Raw genomic sequence first — 13,770 nt, forward strand, 5'->3', positions numbered from 1 at the left:
AGCAAAAACAACACTCTGAAGCACCAAAAAAGAGCTAATTAACGGCCTCATAATGCAGGGTTTTGTGCCCTTTTAACAAGGCAATATCGTAGCCGTCCAGCAACCAGTTGATCTGCTCCCCCGTCAGTGACATCAGCTCATCCGAGGCCGTAGGCCACTTGAATTTCTCCTCCGCCAACGATTTGTAATAGAGCACAAACCCGTTGTCTTCCCACATCAGGCACTTGATCTTGTTTCGATGCCGGTTGGTGAAGACGTAAAGCGCTCCAGTAAACGGATTATGACCCAGTTCCTGTTCAACCAATACCGCCAGGCCCTGGGCCTGCTTGCGGAAATCAACGGGTGCCCGGTACAGATAAATCTCTGGCAATGACAAGGACGGGCGCAAATACCGGCGGCGCATTACAGCTGCCTCAGAACCACAGCCAACAACTCGATGTTGCCTGCGTGCAAACCGGTGATGGAGACACCACCGGGCAGCGATACGGTCAGGCCATCGGCTCCGCCGATGCCAACGCCAGGAGCAGAAACGACCCGCGTGAACCCGGTGACCGCTTGTTCTTGCTCCAGAGAGTCTTCAGTCGGGGCCAGCTTCCGGCGCCAATAAACAAATTGATGATAAACCAGTGACTGTTGCTTGCAGTAAGCGCTGCCGGACACGCCGGAGGCTTGCCAGTCAGCAATATGCTGCTGCCAGACCTGTGCTCGTTCGGTTGGGGTCATGCTGATTCCTCGTGGAATGAGTGAGAAGGTCAGTGTGTGCAATCGGCGAGCCGGAATGTAGGTGCTGATTTATTGGCGCTTACAGACAAACGACCATTGGTGTGGAAGTCGCGAATGTCCGTGAAGAGCCAGATACATCGGCGCAAGTCGCATGTCAGTTGAAGAGCGGAGATTCAGTACACTCACTGAAAAAGGATGGGGCCTGGCACCGGGTTTATGTCGCGGACACGGGCAAATTTGGTTGGATCCATCAATCCACTCTCGCCTCTCCAACATCAACCGATTCATCCGGTCATGTTGAACTTTTTGGCACCCCGCTTAAAACCGCCACCCGACAAGTGATGCGACAAACCCTGGCAAAGACCAACGTTATAATCATCCGGGAAGACAACGATTACTGGGTCGACACTTACAACTCTGCCTCTGAACTCAACGGCACAAATCAACTTAGTACTGGCTACACCAATGCAGGTGACCTTGCCTTTGCGCAGTATAGGTTTCCCTCCCGCATGGACAAACATCAGGTGACGCAAATCGCCGAGATGGTTGCCACAAAGTACGACAACTGGGACACAGTTGACGGCAATCCCGGCTTGGGAGATGTCGAATACCAGTGGAATGTGGACGGTATGATCATCCGAGTTTTTCGTGGCTGGCCGAATACCACAACCTTCCTGAAATATGAGATTCCCGGTAACCTAAGATCCATGCAGGCAGAGATTGAAGCGTCCAAAAAACGGACAACTGAACGCGAAGCACAAGGTCAGACAAAAGCTTTCTGACTTCATAAACGGAATTCGTGTTCGGGCGGGAGCGGTTAAAAAATCAATTTGCTCCCTCCAATCGTCGCTCTGCAATGGGCCCGTCTGAAGATCGTTTAGTTGTGCTCGTACTTTTCACTGCGCCTAACGGTGATTATGTTCAACGGAAGGCGACTAGCGAAAAGAAAACACCGTTTGTTGGGTAAAAGGGGCAATCGCTGCTAAAGCGATTTGGCCTCTATTGAAACGATAGTGATCTTATCACTTCGTTTCCAATTTCAGGCCGAACTCTGTGTTGTTGGTTTCTTTACGGTGAAGTGGTGGCAATGCCTCTTTAGCGTAGTTTTTGTTTTTAGCCTATCGGTAGAGATTTCGACTGGTTAGGCTGGCGTTTACTGTGCCCGACACGGAACATGTCAACCTCATATGGACAGCTCTTTAAAACGTTAACATCTATTTGCCCGCTCCAGCGCCTTTCGTGCTGCTGGTAACGTTGGGAAGTTCACAGCGCTACTTGTCTCACCCCCTATCGCCTCCGAAGTGATGGGGTTGATGTGGACAACTTCCGGCGGTAACGCGGCTTTTGGTTTCCCTTGGCAGAAGCGTTCCGGATGGTCTCTATAATACCGGTCCAGCGTTGCTTGCCGCACTTGGCCCACGGTTTGATAGTTGCCGGTGTAGACCTGAGTCGGCGTAAAGCCGGCCAGCCCGCTGTGGTGGTGTTCATGGTTGTACCAGCAAAAATAATCCGCTGCCCATAACCGTGCATATTCCAGGCTGTCAAAGCGTCCGGGAAAGTCAGGTTGCGTTTTGAGTGTTTTAAACTGGCTTTCACTGAATGGATTGTCATTACTGACTCTGGGGCGGCTGTGGCTGCAGACCACGCCCACATCGGCCATCAGGTCGAGAAAGCTCTGGGCGATCATAGGCGATCCACGGTCCTGGTGCAGGGTGACCCCGCGGTTGGTCAGCCCATATCGTGTCAGTGTTTGTTCCATGAGCTGCTGCGCCAGTTGACTGTTCTCTTTGCGGGAGATCATCCAAGCCACGACATAGCGGCTGAACAGGTCCATAACCACATACAGGTTCAGGTAGTTACCCCGGCGTGTAGTCGCCAATTTCGTAATATCCCACGTCCAAACTTCGTTTGGCCGTGTCGCGGTCAGGCGCGGTATAGCATGCGACTGAGGCGCACGTTGATTCCGGCGATCACCGGTCTGATTGGCTTGTCGCAGCACGCGATACAGTGTGCTGAGCGAGGCCAGGCACTCACCACGTTCCAGCAGCGTGTGATAGACCTGATACGGCGTTTGATCACAGAACTCGGGTTCGTTCATCCGCTCAAGTATCTGCACACGCTCCGAGGTTAAGAGCGCTCTGGGCTGCGGCGTCGTTTTACGAGAGCGCCTGACTGGGTCTGGTGCTGTGCTCTGACGTCGTCGCCACGCGTAAACGGTGCTCCGGTTCAGTCCCAAAGCATCACAGGCAGAGCGGAACGGAATGTGCGCCGGGCGCGCCTCAAGGACGGTCATGATGGATCGCTCCCATTGTTCGACAGATCGAGCATCGACAAGGCTTTTTTTTGGAGATCCACACAGTCTTCAGTCACCCGCAACCGGTGCTGCGTTTTGGTCAGCTCTTTCTCTAGCTGCTCAATGCGCTTCTGGTCCGGTGTTTTTGACGCTTTAGGCCCCGGCGCAGACTTGGATAAAGCAGCCTCGCCACCGACTTCCAACTGCTTACGCCAATCACGCAACTGGTTGCTATAGAGGTTTTCACGGCGTAATAAAGGGCCGAGTTCACCGTAGGCGCATTGATCCGCTTCGGCCAGTATTCTCAGCTTGTACTTTGTGGAAAATCGGCGACGGGTCCGCTTCTCCAACTGACTGTCTGGCAAGATGTGATTATCGGGTATCTGTGACTCAGGTTTTGGCATTGCTTACACTCCTCAATCCGCGCCCTGAAATCTATGTTAACTCATAGACCGGGTGTATGGACTGAGGTTGACACACAGGGGACAGGGGAGTTTCCGAATTCAGGGCAGGGTTCGTAACTTCAGGGGTAAGAAAAAGCAGTTTAAAATTTTGGGCACACCACGGGCACCGTTTGGGCACAGCCAAATAAAAAGGCCCTACGCTTTCACGTAAGGCCTTGAAAAATATGGCGCGCCCGACAGGATTCGAACCTGTGACCACTGCCTTCGGAGGGCAGTACTCTATCCAGCTGAGCTACGGGCGCTTACGAGCTTAACGGCTGTGCGCTAATTTCGAGTGCGTAATCTTACGTTTGCCGCGAGCGACTGTCCAGCCTTTGCCGGGAAGCGACGCTTAATTTGCTGGTTTGGTTCTATACAAGAGGCCAAATCAGCTTAGCTAAGCGAACGGCTCGGGCGTTAGAGCCACAAGCCCATGCTCATTACTGAAGGTCACTTCGCCGTCTTGAATGGTTACCTGAAAGCTCATTGCGCGATGGGCCAGGCCGGCCAGCTGTTCGGTGGCTTCCGGGTCCAGATTCACGCAGCTCAGGTTGTTGAAACGGGCCAGTTTTGCCTTGTTCTTGTCCCACCATATAGGCACGCCGCGGCCGCCGTAGGTGTAAAGAATGACCTGTTTTGAGCGGTTGCAGGCTTTGCGCAGGCGGCTTTCGTCTGGCAGGCCCAGTTCAATCCAAAGTTCAATTTCGTTGCTCAGGCTTTTTTGCCACAGTTCCGGCTCGTCGTCGGTGCTCAGGCCTTTTGTGAACTCCAGTTGGTCACTGGCGTTCAGTGCAAACGCTAGCAGCCGCACCATCATGCGCTCGTCGTTCTCAGACGGGTGGCGGGCCAGGGTTAGCTGGTGGTCGGCATAGTAATGGCGATCCATATCGGCAATATTCAGCGTGGCTTTGAAAATGGTAGCTTTAAGCGCCATGGGATTCCTATGGTAATCGCGGGGCTATTTGCGCCCTTTCGGTGCGTGGGGGACAATGCGCGCGACGAGTGTAATTCATTTAAGGGATAGCTGGGCGCCGCCTATGTCGATATTACGGGGTTTTCTGATTCTGGTGCTGTTTTTCCTGCTCGGCGAATCACTGCGGCTAGTTTTTTTAGTGCCGATTAGCGGCGGCATTCTGGGGTTGATGCTGCTCACGCTGTATTTGATGGCGACCGGTGGCGTGGGCAATGCGGTGGCCGGTGCCAGCCAGGCTCTGATCTCGGTGCTTATTTTGCTGATTATGCCCGGCCTAACAGAGATATTTTTCATCTCCGGCAAGTTCACCGGGCAGTGGCTGGCGGTGATTGTGTCTTTGCTGGTGGGCACCTTTTTGAGTGTGGTCACCACCTTGGTTCTATTAAATGTGCTGGCGCGCAAACTGCCCTCTGGATCAAACAACCATGAATAGTCCGTTGACGGTTTGGGAGCGTTTACTGACGCTGTCTCAAGTGCTGGCAGACACGCCGATGCTTGCCATCGCGATGACTATATTGGCGTTTTTTGCAGCGAACAGTGTGTACATCGCTATTGGCCGCCCGGTGTGGCTGCCACCGGTTGTGCCCGCAGCCGCCATTCTGGCCGGCATGATTGCGTTGCTAGGCTTAGATCCAGACAGTTATCGCGAAGGTGCGAACTGGCTAATGCTACTGTTGGGCCCGGCTACAGTGGCGCTGGGCGTGCCGCTGTATCAAAACATTCACCATATTCGTGCCATGCTCTGGCCTATCGTTCTTACCTTGCCCATAGCCGCCTCGTTGGCGGTCGGGTATACGCTGGTCATTGCCTGGGCGCTGGGTGCGTCGCCAACGGTTATGGCGTCGCTAGCACCAAAATCGGTTACGGCAGCCATCGCTCTGGGTATTGGTGACATCATTGGCAGTTCGGTTCCGATGTTGATGGCGGCCCTGTTGATTACGGGCGTATTTACCACCTTGTGTGTCGAGGTAGCCACCCGCGTGCTGAAAATTACGGATGAGCGGGTGATCGGTTTTGCGCTCGGCTTGAATGGCCACGCCATTGGCACCGTGCGGGCGTTTGAAATCAGCAGTACTGCAGGTGCTTTTTCTTCATTGGGCATGAGCCTGACAGGGCTGTTTACCGCGCTGCTGCTGCCGGTTCTTTTTAACCTGTGACAGGCTATTCACTCCAGCCCGTGTGTTCATTCAAACGCCTGTATGCATCTTGCGCATAGGGGTATGTCGCAATTTCAATTGCCGTTTTGCTGTGGGTTGACTAGGTTGCTAGTAGGTATCTGGCGCCCTTGGACGCCGATTCGTCCGTAAAATTCTTAAAACAGCAACGGAAAACGCGATGAGAAAGCTACTAACCGCATTTGTGGGCTCTATGGCTTTGGCCGCGGCGCCCTTGGCGCTATCTGCTGAAGCGACCAAAGAACTGAAAATGGCCTACGACGCCGATCCCGTCACCCTGGACATCCACGAGCAGTTGTCTGGCGGTATGTTGCAGCTGTCCCACATGACCTTTGACCCCCTGATACGCTGGAACAAAGACCTGGGTTTTGACGCCCGCCTGGCAGAAAGCTGGGAGCGTGTGGATGACAAAACCATGCGTTTCAAACTGCGCGAAGGTGTTAAGTTCCATTCCGGTAATGAGCTGACCACCAAAGACGTAAAGTTTACCTACGACCGTTTGAAGCAAAGCTCTGATTATAAGGCGATCTTTGCGCCGTTCATCGGCATCAACGTGATTGATGACTACACCTTTGAGCTGGTTACCGCCGAGCCTTACCCGCTGCTGCTGAACACCGCGACCTATATTTTTCCGATGGACAGCGAGTTCTACTCCGGTGAAACCGAAAATGGCCAAAGCAAAGCGGCCATTACCAAGCACGGCAGTTCCTTTGCATCTGGCAATCTGTCCGGCACTGGCCCCTACGTTGTTACGTCGCGCCAGCAGGGCGTGCGCATGGAGTTTGAACGCTTCGCCGATTACTGGGATGAAGCATCGCCCGGCAATGTGAAGAAAATCGTGCTGACCCCCATCAAGGAAAACAACACTCGCGTATCCGCGTTGCTGTCGGGCGGTGTGGATTTTATTGCTCCGGTACCGCCAACCGATCTGGACCGCATTAAACGCGATAAAGACACGGATCTGGTGACCATGAGCGGCACCCGCATCATCTTGTTCCACTTGAACCAGGATCGGGTGGAAGCCTTCAAAAACCCCAAAGTGCGCCAGGCGGTGGCTTACGCCATTAACCAGGAAGGCATTGCGGCAAAAATCATGAAAGGCTTTGCAACCCCTGCGGCGCAGATGTCACCGGCCGGCTATTCTGGCCATAACGCATCTTTAAAACCTCGTTATGATGTGGAAAAGGCGCAACAACTGATGAAGGAGGCCGGCTACGAAGACGGCTTTACCATCACCATGATATCGCCTAACAACCGTTACGTTAATGACGACAAGATTGCCCAGGCGGCTGCGGCCATGCTGGCGCGCATTAACATCACGGTTGATTTGAAAACCCTGCCCAAGGCGCAGTACTGGCCGGAATTTGATGCCCGCTCAGGCGACATGATGCTGATTGGCTGGCTCGCCGATACCCTTGACTCTGCGAACTTTTTCGAGTTCCTGACCTTCTGCCCGAACGCCGACACCGGCGCTGGCCAGTACAACGCGGGTAACTACTGCAATCCGGAAGTAGACGCGCTGGTGGCAAAAGCCAACGTGGAAACCGATCGTGAAAAACGCGCTGCCATGCTGCAAGACGCAGAACAGCAACTGTATGACGATGCCGCGTTCATTCCGCTGCACTGGCAGGACCTGGCCTGGGCCTCAAAAAAGAATGTGAAACTTGACCCCATTCTGAACGTGATGAACTTCCCTTACCTGGGCGACCTGGTGGTCGAGTAATCGCCTCTGACCACCCTAAATCGTACCTGATCAACCCGTAAAACCCGGCCGGTTGCGGGCACCCACTCTCTCTAGGGCGCCCGCAACCGGCTTTTTTATTGACGCCTAATCCGGACATTTTTCATGCTAGCGTTTTTGGTTCAACGGATTTCTCAGGCATTTCTGGTCATGTTCGTGATCAGCATGATCGCGTTTGCCATTCAGGACGGCCTGGGTGACCCGCTGCAGGAACTGGTGGGCATGTCGGTGTCGCTGGAAGAGCGTGATGCGATACGTGAAGACATGGGTTTGAATGACCCGATTTACGTGCAGTATGCGCGCTTTGCCGGTAATGCTCTGCAGGGAGATCTGGGCATTTCGTACTTCTACGGCAAGCCTACGTTACAGGTGATTGCCGAACACCTTCCGGCCACCTTGGAATTGGTGATTGGTGCCACCCTGATCATTATGGTTTTCTCGGTGCCCATCGGCGTGTACGCGGCCATTCGCCCGCAAGCATTTCTGTCGAAATTCTTTATGGGCATCAGCACCGTGGGTATTTCAATTCCGGTGTTCTTGACCGCCATTGTGCTGATTCAGCTGTTTTCGATTGGGGTTGCGATTGAAGTGTTTCCAACGGATACCGGTTGGGGCGCCTGGCTAAACGGCGCGCTGTCTACCGATGGCGGTTTGCCGTCTTACGGACGTGGTGACGAGCTTACCCATTTGTTCGGTACCTGGAATTCAGGGTTTTTCTCTTCGAATGGCCTTTGGCACCTAGTACTGCCCTGTGTGTCTTTGGCGTCTATCATGCTGCCGCTGTTTATCCGGCTGATTCGTGCGGAAATGTTGGAAGTGCTGCAAAGCGACTACATTCGTTACGCCCGCGCCAAGGGCTTGTCTTCCGGCCGTATCAACTTTCTGCACGCCCTGAAAAACACCATGCTGCCGGTGATTACGGTGGGCGGTGTACAACTTGGCATCATGGTCGCTTACACCATTCTTACCGAAACCGTATTCCAGTGGCCGGGCATGGGCTTGATGTTTCTGGAAGCCATTACCCGCAGCGACATTCCGCTAATTGTGGCCTACCTGATGGTGGTGGGGCTGGTGTTTGTAATTACCAACACGATTGTGGATCTGATCTACGGCCTGGTGAACCCCACTGTAAAACTGACCGGTAAAAAAGCATGATGACCGCGACTGTCTCCCGTTGGGCTCGCGTCCGCGACTCTTTCATCTGGTACAGCTTCAAGCGCGACAAGGTCGCCATTATTAGCTTCATCGTATTGTTGGCGATGGTTCTGTCGGCGATTTTCGCACCCTTGCTGGCGCCAACCGATCCGTACGATCTGGCGCAAATCGACATTATGAACTCGGAGTTGCCGCCGCTTGGTATGAGCGGCGCCGACGAGGCCTTCCCGTTGGGCACCGATGCCCAGGGCCGGGATATGCTGTCGACCATTTTGTACGGCACCCAAGTGTCGCTGATGATCGGTTTTGGTGCGGTTATTCTGCAAGCCGTACTGGGCATTTTGTTTGGTCTGTTGGCCGGTTACATGGGCGGTCGGGTAGACGCCATTCTGATGCGCATCGCTGACGTGCAGCTGTCGTTCTCTACCTTGATGGTGGCGATTATTGTGGGCGCGGTGTTCAAGGCCAGCTTTGGCAGCCTGATGTTTGGTGAAATCGCCATTTACATGCTGATTTTGATCATCGGGTTGGCCGAATGGCCGCAAATTGCCCGCACCGTGCGAGCCTCGGTGCTAGCAGAGAAGAAAAAGGAATACGTGGATGCGGCCAAGGTGATGGGTTTTCGTACCAATCGCATTATGTTTCGCCACATTCTGCCCAATACTCTGTCGCCCATTTTCGTCATTGGTACGGTGCAAATTGCCAACGCCATTATTTCCGAAGCGGCGTTGTCTTTTCTTGGCCTGGGTATGCCTGAAACCCAGCCGTCGCTGGGCTCGCTGATCAAATCCGGCTTCGACTATATTCAGAGCGGTTCCTGGTGGATCACCCTGCTGCCCGGCCTGGTGCTGGTGGTGTTGGTGCTGGTGATCAACCTGCTGGGCGACTGGCTGCGCGATGTAATGAACCCACGGCTGTACAAGGGATAATCCGATGGCATTGCTGGAAGTAAAAAACCTGGATGTTCGCTTTGCCGTGCGCGGTGGCGATTTGACAGCCCTGCGGGGCATCAGTTTCTCGCTGGACAAAGGTGAACGGCTGGGCCTGGTTGGGGAATCCGGTGCGGGTAAATCCGTGGCGGCCTTTTCCATTCTCAATCTGATTGCGCAGCCGGGCTACATTGCCGGCGGGCAGATTCTGTTCGAAGGCAAAGACCTGGCGGCCATGAGCGAGCGTGAACTGCGGAAAATCCGCGGCAATCGCATCGCCATGATTTTTCAGGACCCGATGATGACCCTGAACCCGGTGCTGACCATTGGCACCCAGATGGTGGAAGCCATCAAGGCCCACCGCCGGATCAGCACCAAAGATGCGCGGGCCATTGCGATAGACAAGCTGCGCAAGGTGCAGATTCCGTCCCCGGAGAAACGCCTGGACCAATACCCCCATGAGCTGTCTGGTGGTATGCGCCAGCGGGTGATTATTGCCATCGCCTTGCTGCTAGACCCGGAAATTATTATTGCCGACGAACCCACTACAGCTCTGGATGTGACCATTCAAGCGGAAATTATGGCTCTGCTGCTGGATTTGTGCGAACAGGAAAACGTCGCGCTAATGCTGATTACCCATGACTTGGGCGTGGTGTCCCAGGTGTCCCAGCGCATGCTGGTGATGTACTCCGGCCGTATCATCGAGCAGGGGCCTACCCGCGAAATCATCAACGATGCTCAGCATCCCTACACCCAGGGGCTGATAAACGCACTGCCGCAAATGGGCGAGCCCGGTGCGCGGCTGTTTCAGATTCCCGGTGCCATGCCGTCGTTGAAGAATGTACCCAGCGGGTGCCCGTTCAACCCGCGCTGCTCATTCGCGACCGATGAGTGCCGCAGCAGCATGCCCGAGTATGTGCGGGCCGGTAATGTAGATGTTGCCTGCTATGAGGTGGAACGTTTGATTGCACAAGAACAGCAAGCCCGGGAGGTGGCCCCATGAGCGCCTCGCCGTTGGTTGATATTCGCGGTCTGGAAAAGAAATTTGATCTGTCTGGTAGCCTGCTGGAGCAGGTCAGCTTCAAAAACGGACGTTTTCAACGCAAACAGGAAGCGGTACACGCCATCAACGGCGTGAATCTGCAGGTGTTCAAAGGCGAAGCCCTGTGCGTCGTAGGCGAGTCTGGCTGCGGCAAGTCTACGGTTGCCCGCACTATTATGGGCTTGCTGTCGCCCACCGCTGGTGAAGTGCACTATGAAGGCAAGCGCATCGACACGCTGGAAGGCAAAGCGCTGCTGCCGTACCGCCGCAAAATGCAGATGATTTTCCAGAACCCTTACGCCTCGCTGAACCCGCGGATGACCATTCAGCAAACTCTGGAAGAACCCATTCACTTTCACCACCCCGAGTGGAGCAAAGCCGACGTGCTTAATAAAGTACAGGAGGTAATGCAATCGGTGGGTATTGATCCGGATTGGGGCAGCCGCTTTGGCCACGAGTTCTCCGGCGGCCAGCGCCAGCGTATTGCCATAGCTCGCGCCTTGGCGGTCGACCCGGAGTTTATTGTGGCGGACGAACCCATTTCGGCACTGGATGTGTCTATTCAGGCGCAAGTGCTGAATCTGATGATGGACGCCCAGGAATCGCGCAATCTGACCTATCTGTTTATCACCCACGATTTGGCGGTGGTGGAGCACTTTGGCACCCGCGTGGCGGTGATGTATCTGGGCCGGGTCTGCGAACTGGCGCCTACCAAGGCGTTGTTTGCCACCCCGCGGCATCCTTACACCCAGGCATTGTTGTCCGCGATACCGCGGCTGGAAGACGGCCGGCCCAATTACATTCGCCTACAGGGCGAGGTGCCTACGCCGGTCAATTTGCCCCCTGGCTGTGTATTCCATGGCCGTTGCCCCTACGCTAATGATCGCTGCCGCCAGGAAATCCCGGAATTGTTCGCCACAGGTGACGGTGGCCAAGTGGCCTGCCACGGGGTTGAAGAAGGCCGTTTGTGAAGACTCATTAGCCGATGCGTTATTATGGCGCCTTTGATGTAAGTCCAATGGTCCGCAAGGTCGTGGGGGAAAATGGAAGTACGCTGGATGGAAGATTTTATGGCGCTGGCCCGTACCCGCCATTTTTCCCGTGCGGCTGAGCTTCAACACGTCAGCCAGCCTACCTTCAGCCGGCGTATTCGTCTGCTGGAAGACGCCATGGGTGCAACCTTGGTTAACCGCCAGACCCTGCCACTGTCGCTGACGCCCGCGGGTGAGGTTTTCGCCGAATTGTGCGCGCGGGTCACCCGCGATGTTCGCGACACCCGCGAGCGGGTAAAACACCTTGAATCCGAAGCCAATGCCCGCATCAGTGTGGGTTCAACCCAGGGTCTGTTCTCCCATTTTTACCAGACCTGGGCTCAACAGGCTGGGGTAGCCGAGCGGCTGCAACTGAATCTGAAGGCCACTAACTGGGTAGGCGAGCAGTTTCTGGACGCGCTCGACAACGGCGATTGTGACCTGGTGCTGTGCTACTGGCATGAAGACCTGCCCTGGCGTGAGCGGCTGAACAGCAGTGCCTACCGCTCTATGACACTGTCAAAGGAGGCACTGATACCGCTGAGCGTCGGTGACGAACAGGGCGCCCCACGTTTTGTTCTGCCGGGCAGTGCGGCGCAGCCGGTGCCGCTGATTGCTTACCATCCGCGGGGTTTTTTACAGCCCGCCATTACCACCCATCTGGCGCGGCAGAAGATCACCGCCAATCTGTTACCGCTGAATGAAAACGCCCAATCGTCTAGCGTGAAAGCCCTGGTAAAGCAGGGTTTTGGTATGGGCTGGTTACCCCAGCGCATGGCACAAAAAAGCGAAGAATCTGGCAGCCTGGTTCGCGCCGGTGATGAGCGCTGGGACGTAACACTGGAAATTCGATTGCTGCGCCTGAGCCAGCCCCGCACCCAAGATTTCAATACACTCTGGAACACATTGGAAACGCAATATGACCGATAACCAAATTCTGGCCCTGCAACCTGCCCACATTGCCGAGTTGCAGCAGCGCTACCAGCGTGCGCTGGCGGACCAAGGCTACAGCGCGCTGTTGATCAGCGCTGGTGCTGCGCCCATGCGCTATGGCGACGACCAGGGCGCGTCTTTCCAGGGCTTTGGTCCGTTCCTGCACTGGACCGGCCTGACCGGCTACGAACACGCCTGGCTGCTGATTCAGGCAGATGCAACGCCGGTGCTGTGGCTGTATCAGCCGGTGGATTTCTGGCACGCGACTTTGCAGCTGCCAAGCGAGCCCTGGCAGCAGGCGCTGGATATTCGCTACATTGCCAAACGCGGCCTGCCGCCATTGCCGGCCGAGACTGGTCAGGGTAAAGGGCTGGCCGTTGTGGGTGATCCGGCCCTGCTTACGGGCGTGCCAGGTGACCATAATCCGGCGGCGCTGACGGCGGCGCTGGATGAAACCCGCATGCACAAAACCGACTATGAAGTGGCCTGCCTGACCCGTGCCAATAATATTGCTCTGGCAGGCCACCAGGCTGCAGCCGCGGCGTTCACCTATGGCGCCAGTGAGTTTGCGATTAATTTGGCGTATCAGCAGGCTACCTTTCAGCGTGAAACCGAGGCGCCTTACCACAGCATTATCGGCCTGAACGAGCACGCCGGTACCTTGCATTACCAATATTACGACACCACGGCACCGGCGCAGTCCCGCAGCCTGTTGATGGATGCGGGTGTGCGTTACCGCGGTTACTGCTCGGACATTACCCGTACCTATGCGGCTGCGGGCGAAGGCCGATTCGCAGCACTGGTAAAAGGCATGGATTTGTTGCGCGAACGCCTGTGCCAGATGGTTGCACCCGGTGTTGAGTACCTGGCGATCCACCGCAAGGCTCACTCCGGTGTCGCTGCGCTGCTCAGTGCCAGTGGGCTGGTAAGCGGTATCAGCGATGAAGCCATGGTAGAGCAGGGCATTACCCGGGTGTTTTTCCCCCACGGCATTGGCCATTTTCTGGGTATACAGGTGCATGATGTAGCCGGTAAGCCTGTGCCCTCGCCGGCGGAAGCGCCGTTTTTGCGCCTAACCCGCACCCTGGAAGCCGGCATGGTGGTCACCATTGAACCGGGTCTGTATTTTATTCCTTCGCTGCTAGAACCGTTGCTAGCAGGACCATTGGCGCAGCATATCAACACCAAGATACTGATCGAATTGAAGGGCTGCGGCGGTGTGCGGCTGGAAGACAACGTGCTGGTTACCGATACGGGTGCACGAAATCTGAGCAGATTGAACGAAAATTAATACGCAAAGGGCTTGAACTTTAAGATCGCAATGGCAATAAT

The 13,770-nt window shown here is 55.2% G+C and carries 15 protein-coding genes and 1 tRNA gene; 10 read left to right on the plus strand and 6 right to left on the minus strand.

What is annotated here, in order from left to right; all coding sequences use genetic code 11:
- Positions 1 to 34: 34 nt before the first annotated feature.
- Both tnpB and MIH19_RS02630 read right to left on the minus strand, forming a co-directional pair.
- Positions 35 to 403 (minus strand): IS66 family insertion sequence element accessory protein TnpB, encoded by a 369-nt coding sequence (gene tnpB / locus MIH19_RS02625; RefSeq protein WP_249007432.1) that lies wholly within the window; start codon positions 401 to 403, stop codon positions 35 to 37.
- Complete coding sequence (locus tag MIH19_RS02630) at positions 403 to 723, minus strand: IS66 family insertion sequence element accessory protein TnpB (RefSeq protein WP_249007433.1); 321 nt, start codon at positions 721 to 723, stop codon at positions 403 to 405. The genes tnpB and MIH19_RS02630 overlap by 1 nt, the downstream gene beginning before the upstream one ends.
- Positions 724 to 824: 101 nt before the next feature.
- On the opposite strand from MIH19_RS02630, the gene MIH19_RS02635 reads away from it, so the two are divergent.
- On the plus strand, positions 825 to 1,505 hold the full coding sequence (locus MIH19_RS02635) for an SH3 domain-containing protein (RefSeq protein WP_249007434.1): 681 nt from the start codon (positions 825 to 827) through the stop codon (positions 1,503 to 1,505).
- 425 nt (positions 1,506 to 1,930) lie between these two features.
- Here the strand turns inward: MIH19_RS02635 and MIH19_RS02640 are convergent, their stop codons facing one another.
- The 4 genes from MIH19_RS02640 to MIH19_RS02655 form a co-directional block, all read right to left on the minus strand.
- Positions 1,931 to 3,016, minus strand: a complete 1,086-nt coding sequence (locus MIH19_RS02640) for an IS3 family transposase (protein ID WP_249006780.1) — start codon at positions 3,014 to 3,016, stop codon at positions 1,931 to 1,933.
- Positions 3,013 to 3,420 (minus strand): transposase, encoded by a 408-nt coding sequence (locus MIH19_RS02645; protein ID WP_249006779.1) that lies wholly within the window; start codon positions 3,418 to 3,420, stop codon positions 3,013 to 3,015. Before MIH19_RS02645 ends, MIH19_RS02640 begins: the two co-directional genes overlap by 4 nt.
- Positions 3,421 to 3,645: 225 nt before the next feature.
- A tRNA-Arg gene (locus MIH19_RS02650) sits at positions 3,646 to 3,722 on the minus strand.
- A 134-nt stretch (positions 3,723 to 3,856) separates the two neighbouring features.
- Positions 3,857 to 4,393 (minus strand): YaeQ family protein, encoded by a 537-nt coding sequence (locus MIH19_RS02655; RefSeq protein ID WP_249007435.1) that lies wholly within the window; start codon positions 4,391 to 4,393, stop codon positions 3,857 to 3,859.
- A gap of 103 nt (positions 4,394 to 4,496) precedes the next feature.
- On the opposite strand from MIH19_RS02655, the gene MIH19_RS02660 reads away from it, so the two are divergent.
- From MIH19_RS02660 to pepQ, 9 genes are all read left to right on the plus strand, one after another.
- Positions 4,497 to 4,865, plus strand: a complete 369-nt coding sequence (locus MIH19_RS02660; protein WP_249007436.1) for a CidA/LrgA family protein — start codon at positions 4,497 to 4,499, stop codon at positions 4,863 to 4,865.
- Entirely contained in the window at positions 4,858 to 5,589 is a 732-nt protein-coding gene (locus MIH19_RS02665) for an LrgB family protein (RefSeq protein ID WP_249007437.1), read from the plus strand. Before MIH19_RS02660 ends, MIH19_RS02665 begins: the two co-directional genes overlap by 8 nt.
- Before the next feature lie 178 nt (positions 5,590 to 5,767).
- Positions 5,768 to 7,330, plus strand: a complete 1,563-nt coding sequence (locus tag MIH19_RS02670) for an ABC transporter substrate-binding protein (RefSeq protein WP_249007438.1) — start codon at positions 5,768 to 5,770, stop codon at positions 7,328 to 7,330.
- Between the two features lie 123 nt (positions 7,331 to 7,453).
- Positions 7,454 to 8,503 (plus strand): ABC transporter permease, encoded by a 1,050-nt coding sequence (locus tag MIH19_RS02675; RefSeq protein WP_249007439.1) that lies wholly within the window; start codon positions 7,454 to 7,456, stop codon positions 8,501 to 8,503.
- Positions 8,500 to 9,432 (plus strand): ABC transporter permease, encoded by a 933-nt coding sequence (locus MIH19_RS02680; protein ID WP_249007440.1) that lies wholly within the window; start codon positions 8,500 to 8,502, stop codon positions 9,430 to 9,432. Before MIH19_RS02675 ends, MIH19_RS02680 begins: the two co-directional genes overlap by 4 nt.
- Before the next feature lie 4 nt (positions 9,433 to 9,436).
- Positions 9,437 to 10,435, plus strand: coding sequence for an ABC transporter ATP-binding protein (locus tag MIH19_RS02685; RefSeq protein WP_249007441.1), 999 nt, complete (start codon positions 9,437 to 9,439; stop codon positions 10,433 to 10,435).
- Positions 10,432 to 11,445 (plus strand): oligopeptide/dipeptide ABC transporter ATP-binding protein, encoded by a 1,014-nt coding sequence (locus MIH19_RS02690; protein WP_249007442.1) that lies wholly within the window; start codon positions 10,432 to 10,434, stop codon positions 11,443 to 11,445. Before MIH19_RS02685 ends, MIH19_RS02690 begins: the two co-directional genes overlap by 4 nt.
- A 72-nt stretch (positions 11,446 to 11,517) precedes the next feature.
- Complete coding sequence (locus MIH19_RS02695) at positions 11,518 to 12,435, plus strand: LysR family transcriptional regulator (RefSeq protein WP_249007443.1); 918 nt, start codon at positions 11,518 to 11,520, stop codon at positions 12,433 to 12,435.
- Positions 12,425 to 13,729 (plus strand): Xaa-Pro dipeptidase, encoded by a 1,305-nt coding sequence (gene pepQ / locus MIH19_RS02700; protein ID WP_249007444.1) that lies wholly within the window; start codon positions 12,425 to 12,427, stop codon positions 13,727 to 13,729. The genes MIH19_RS02695 and pepQ overlap by 11 nt, the downstream gene beginning before the upstream one ends.
- The last annotated feature ends 41 nt before the right edge of the window (positions 13,730 to 13,770 follow it).

Source organism: Marinobacter sp. M1C (assembly GCF_023314135.1).
GTDB lineage: Bacteria > Pseudomonadota > Gammaproteobacteria > Pseudomonadales > Oleiphilaceae > Marinobacter.

What these genes read in the sequence shown, in the direction of transcription:
- tnpB (WP_249007432.1), bottom strand. Translation starts at nt 403, where the DNA reads ATGCGCCGCCGGTATTTGCGCCCGTCCTTGTCATTGCCAGAGATTTAT.
- MIH19_RS02630 (WP_249007433.1), bottom strand. Translation starts at nt 723, where the DNA reads ATGACCCCAACCGAACGAGCACAGGTCTGGCAGCAGCATATTGCTGAC.
- MIH19_RS02640 (WP_249006780.1), bottom strand. Translation starts at nt 3,016, where the DNA reads ATGACCGTCCTTGAGGCGCGCCCGGCGCACATTCCGTTCCGCTCTGCC.
- MIH19_RS02645 (WP_249006779.1), bottom strand. Translation starts at nt 3,420, where the DNA reads ATGCCAAAACCTGAGTCACAGATACCCGATAATCACATCTTGCCAGAC.
- MIH19_RS02655 (WP_249007435.1), bottom strand. Translation starts at nt 4,393, where the DNA reads ATGGCGCTTAAAGCTACCATTTTCAAAGCCACGCTGAATATTGCCGAT.
- MIH19_RS02660 (WP_249007436.1), top strand. Translation starts at nt 4,497, where the DNA reads ATGTCGATATTACGGGGTTTTCTGATTCTGGTGCTGTTTTTCCTGCTC.
- MIH19_RS02665 (WP_249007437.1), top strand. Translation starts at nt 4,858, where the DNA reads ATGAATAGTCCGTTGACGGTTTGGGAGCGTTTACTGACGCTGTCTCAA.
- MIH19_RS02670 (WP_249007438.1), top strand. Translation starts at nt 5,768, where the DNA reads ATGAGAAAGCTACTAACCGCATTTGTGGGCTCTATGGCTTTGGCCGCG.
- MIH19_RS02675 (WP_249007439.1), top strand. Translation starts at nt 7,454, where the DNA reads ATGCTAGCGTTTTTGGTTCAACGGATTTCTCAGGCATTTCTGGTCATG.
- MIH19_RS02680 (WP_249007440.1), top strand. Translation starts at nt 8,500, where the DNA reads ATGATGACCGCGACTGTCTCCCGTTGGGCTCGCGTCCGCGACTCTTTC.
- MIH19_RS02685 (WP_249007441.1), top strand. Translation starts at nt 9,437, where the DNA reads ATGGCATTGCTGGAAGTAAAAAACCTGGATGTTCGCTTTGCCGTGCGC.
- MIH19_RS02690 (WP_249007442.1), top strand. Translation starts at nt 10,432, where the DNA reads ATGAGCGCCTCGCCGTTGGTTGATATTCGCGGTCTGGAAAAGAAATTT.
- MIH19_RS02695 (WP_249007443.1), top strand. Translation starts at nt 11,518, where the DNA reads ATGGAAGTACGCTGGATGGAAGATTTTATGGCGCTGGCCCGTACCCGC.
- pepQ (WP_249007444.1), top strand. Translation starts at nt 12,425, where the DNA reads ATGACCGATAACCAAATTCTGGCCCTGCAACCTGCCCACATTGCCGAG.